4 protein-coding genes are annotated in these 4,359 nt (G+C 46.0%); all 4 read left to right on the top strand.

From position 1 onward, the window contains the following. The first annotated feature begins 96 nt into the window (after nt 1-96). The 4 genes from GX441_02560 (at nt 97) to GX441_02545 (ending at nt 4,084) form a co-directional block, all read left to right on the top strand. Nucleotides 97-1,086: a hypothetical protein gene (locus GX441_02560; protein NLI97525.1), complete on the top strand. Its 990-nt coding sequence runs from the start codon at nt 97-99 to the stop codon at nt 1,084-1,086. Nucleotides 1,087-1,148: 62 nt separating this feature from the next. Next, entirely contained in the window at nt 1,149-1,478 is a 330-nt protein-coding gene (locus tag GX441_02555; protein ID NLI97524.1) for a hypothetical protein, read from the top strand. Nucleotides 1,479-1,842: 364 nt separating this feature from the next. Next, nucleotides 1,843-2,691: a fumarate hydratase gene (locus tag GX441_02550; protein ID NLI97523.1), complete on the top strand. Its 849-nt coding sequence runs from the start codon at nt 1,843-1,845 to the stop codon at nt 2,689-2,691. 82 nt (nt 2,692-2,773) lie between these two features. Continuing rightward, a complete protein-coding gene (locus GX441_02545; protein ID NLI97522.1) occupies nt 2,774-4,084 on the top strand; it encodes an acetate kinase in 1,311 nt (436 codons plus the stop codon). Nucleotides 4,085-4,359: the final 275 nt, after the last annotated feature.

The raw sequence follows: 4,359 nt of genomic DNA, 5'->3' as shown, positions 1-4,359 counted from the left end.
GCTGGCTTGTTTGTTTCTTCAAGTGTTGCTTCTTACAAAGGCGGTTTTGCGATTGTCAGTATGGGGCCAGAAGTCTTTCTTCTCAACAAGAGCGGTATGTTAGAAAAAGTCATCAGAGATTTGCCTTCGGGTTATACAGGATTCGAAAAAGTCCGTCCATTCCCGAAGGATGTAAGACGGCAAAGCATCCAAGCTATAACCAAGTGGGCTAAAAGCTGGGATTATACTGACGAACATGGTATCGCCGTACTTGGTGACACTCTATTGATTGTTCCCCGAAGGGTTTACGGAAAACCTTACTATATCGACATCTATGACCTGGAAAGCAAAAAATTCGTCGAGCGGATTGAAGCCCCAGGTCCGATTATAGGAGCATCAAACGGAAAACTTTTTTTTGCAGATTCACTGACTGCAAACAATGCAATCATATCAGTCTATCGTTTTGAAGAAAAAAGAGCGTATGGAAAAGTTACCTTAAATCAGGTTGAAGACATTCGAAAAGCGATTGATGTGGAATCTGAAAGCGATTGTTCTGGTGAAAGCGGTTGTTGCGGGACAGGAGATTCGTATGCGCACGTCCAATGTTCACCTGATAAGCTCCATAAAGTGGATACTATTCATACTGAAGATGGAAAAACGGTGAGGGTTGTCTGCAATTACGCACTCTCACCTGATAGTATTTTTCAGTTCTGCGACGGAGCGCGAAAGAATATGTTTGTTTTTCTCGCTCCAAGTGATCCTTTAGGACTCATTCTTCTTGACACCCTCGCAAGTTGTTTGAAGCCATTGAATGATTGGACTTTAACATGCGTAATATGCTACCCAGCGCCCCCTGATCTTGATTTTTTATATGGAAATATCCCCTCCAGTCAGATTCTTGTAAATCGGTGTGTGTCAATACCTGACTCAACATTGGCACTGACGGATCTGGGTGAACCGCCTGCCGCAATAGCATTGAACGAAGGTGGAAAGACTTTAATTGCAGGTTACTCGTGGGCACCCGGCTACGATGAGCAGAAAGGAGGTGACGGAATTAGTTTTACGGAGTTTCTTGAGCAATGCGCAATAACAAGGCATACTAAGTGAGCGAGACAGAGTTTCTTGATAACACTATTGTCAAAGCTCTACTTAATAGAGAAGGAGGAAAAATGAAAAAAGCTTTTGGGCTTATGATGCTCCTAGGCTTAGTAATCATATTTTCGGCTGGCGAACCGGTTGAAAAGCTCAAAGTCGTAAAGGGCCACAAAGGTCTTCATGTTTACTGCATATGCGATGGCACAGGTGGTATTCGCTGCCTGTTTCGTGTCGGGACAAGAATTATCAAACCTGATGAAATGGTTGGTTATAATGGAGAAGATGACAACTTCTACTATTTTAAAACTGAAGAGGACATTAACGGCGACCTCATTTGTTCCGATTCAGGCGCCTATGACATTCAAATACCTCGTGCAATGCTAGATCAGATTCTTGAAGAATAGGCTGATGATCTATAAAGTGAAGCGGAGCGCAATAGCGCTCCGCTTTTTTTGGCTTTTTAACATCATCCTGTTTCTCGAAGCCTAACTCATTACGGAGACACCTTAAATGAAACTCTAAACCTGACCTTGTTTCATTAATCCTGACTCTTTGCGGTGACATCTTTCTACAATCGGTCTGCCATCCCTTGGTGGCTATTTGACCATCTTTTGTCCATCTTCTGACCATCTTTTGACCAGCTTTTGACCATAATTCTGGGCTTGATTTCTTCAATCCTGACTTCGATCGGAGTGCATTTTTCTTGACATTTTTTTGGCAAGGCGTAGTATTATAAAATGATTTATCCCTTGAGCAAATCAAGGAGGCATGGTGCGCGAATTTAACGTATCCGACATAATTGAACCAGTTAGGCAGCTTTGCATTGAGGCCAATACGGTGTTGCCCGAGGATGTAAAGCGTTATTTGCTTGATGCGGCTAAGAGTGAGGAATCTCCCGTAGGCAGAGAGATACTCGCACAAATCACGGAAAATATAGATATAGCTTGCAAGGAGAAGCTGCCGATCTGCCAGGACACCGGGGTCGCGGTCCTTTTCGTAGAGCTAGGCCAGGACGTATGTCTTGTCGGCGGGAATTTTACGGATGCCATAAACGAAGGAGTCAGAAGAGGTTATACGGATGGATATCTTAGAAAGTCGATAGTGGATGATCCTGCAGGCGCAAGGGTAAACACCAAGGATAACACCCCTGCAATCATTCATCTCGATCTCGTACCAGGCGATAAGATTAAGCTTACGATAGCGCCCAAGGGCGGCGGCTCAGAAAACATGAGCACGGTCAAGATGATGAAGCCCGCCGAAGGACTTGAAGGCATAAAGAAATTCGTAGTTGACTGGGTTCACCAAGCCGGCGGCAATCCCTGCCCTCCTGTCATTGTGGGAATAGGCATAGGCGGAAATTTTGAACACGTAGCATATCTCGCTAAAAAAGCGCTGCTTAGAGATATTGGTTCGCATAATCCCAACAAGAGATATGCGGATGCCGAGCAGGAGATTCTTGATGCCATAAACAAAACAGGCGTAGGACCTATGGGTCTCGGAGGCCGCGTTACGGCTCTTGCGGTGATGATTGAGACTCATCCTTGCCACATTGCATCCATGCCGGTGGCTATTAACATAAACTGCCATGCCGCTAGACATAAAACAGTAATTCTTTGACAGACATTTCGGAGGGGTGCGAATATAACAAGTTTCACAAGCAGCAGGTATTTGGATTTAACGAAAAGGAGAGATATCACAAATGCGGATCCTTGTATTAAACTGCGGATCTTCGTCCGTTAAATACATGCTTTACAAATGGGGCGAACGAAGACCTTTAGCTTCAGGACTCATAGAAAGGGTAGGTCTTGCAGGTTCCTTCATCAAGCACCAGGTTCCAGGCAAGGACACCTACGAAGAATCGAGGGAGTGCCCGACTCACAAGGAAGCCATAGGCTTCGTGATTGAAACACTTACTAACCCCAACACGGGTGTAATTCAGTCTCTTGAGGAAATCGAGGCCTGCGGTCACCGCGTAGTTCACGGAGGCGAACGTTTTGCCTCATCAGTCCGAATCACGCCAGAGGTGCTTGCTACATTTCGCGAGATTGCAGACCTCGCACCTCTGCATAACCCGCCGAATATTCTGGGCATAGAGGCGGCAATGCATCATCTGCCGAATATCCCTCACATTGCAGTTATGGATACGAGTTTCCACCAGACTATGCCGGCTGAATCTTACATATATGCAGTGCCTTATGCCTGGTATCGAGATTATAAGGTTCGGCGCTATGGATTCCACGGCACCTCGCATTTGTATGTCTCAAAAAGAGCGTCTGTTATGCTGGGAAAGAAACCTGAAGATGTGAATCTTGTTACTTGTCATATCGGAAATGGTGTCAGCTTTACCGCTATCAAACAGGGCAAGAGCTTTGACCATTCAATGGGTTTCACGCCCCTTGAAGGACTCGTAATGGGAACCCGGTCGGGCGATCTTGACCCTGCTATTGTTGATTATATAGCTAATAAAGAAGGACTTACAGCAAAACAAGTAGTGGATATCCTTAACAAGAAATCAGGCATCCTAGGCATTAGCGAGAAGTACGTTGACCGCCGCGACATCCACACCGCGATGGAACAGGGCGACAAGCAGGCCGAGCTTGCCTTCAAGATTGAGTGCCACCGCGCCAAAAAGTACATAGGTGCGTATCTTGCAATTCTTGGCCACACCGATGCTATCGTCTTTACCGCAGGCGTCGGCGAGCGAGGCTGGGAGATGCGCGAGGAAGTCTGTGCTGGGCTTGAAGAACTTGGAGTAAAAATCGACTTGAAACGAAACCGTGAAGCCACAAGCCGCAACCATGAATTTGTCATATCTGCCGATGATTCGCGGGTCAAAGTCTTTGTAATCCCGACAGACGAAGAGCTCGTTTTTGTTGAAGACGTTGTTGGCATACTCGAGGGTTGCTACGGCACGTCAGATTTCCGCTACTCGTTCGAGAACCCCAACTACCATAACTCACTAAGAGATGAGGCTTACGAAAAAGAACTCAAGAAGAATAACAGCAAGTAACAACAACCTGTAAAGCCGACGCACGGGTTTCAGGGGCTCAAAATCAAAGCCAGGTTTAATTCTTAGAGGTCAGGAATCATGGACAAAAACTGGACAAAAAGGGGTCAAAAGCTGGTCAAAAGTGGGACAAAAGATGGTCAAATAGCCACCAAGGGTGGCAGACCGATTGTAGAAAGATGTCACCGCAAAGAGTCAGGATTAATGAAACAAGGTCAGGTTTAGAGTTCTCATAGGGTTCCCGTGCGGATGCGAGCAAAGCGAAGCGGACGTATGGG

The organism is bacterium (assembly GCA_012517375.1).
In the GTDB taxonomy this organism is placed as follows: Bacteria; Hydrothermota; Tepidihabitantia; order B3-TA06; family B3-TA06; genus JAAYVC01.
Note: the sequence above shows the minus strand (reverse complement) of the source record. Positions and strands in the feature narration are given on the sequence as shown.

Coding starts and splice junctions, on each gene's coding strand:
- GX441_02560 (NLI97525.1), top strand. CDS start 97: ATGTTAGAAAAAGTCATCAGAGATTTGCCTTCGGGTTATACAGGATTC.
- GX441_02550 (NLI97523.1), top strand. CDS start 1,843: ATGGTGCGCGAATTTAACGTATCCGACATAATTGAACCAGTTAGGCAG.
- GX441_02545 (NLI97522.1), top strand. CDS start 2,774: ATGCGGATCCTTGTATTAAACTGCGGATCTTCGTCCGTTAAATACATG.
- GX441_02555 (NLI97524.1), top strand. CDS start 1,149: ATGAAAAAAGCTTTTGGGCTTATGATGCTCCTAGGCTTAGTAATCATA.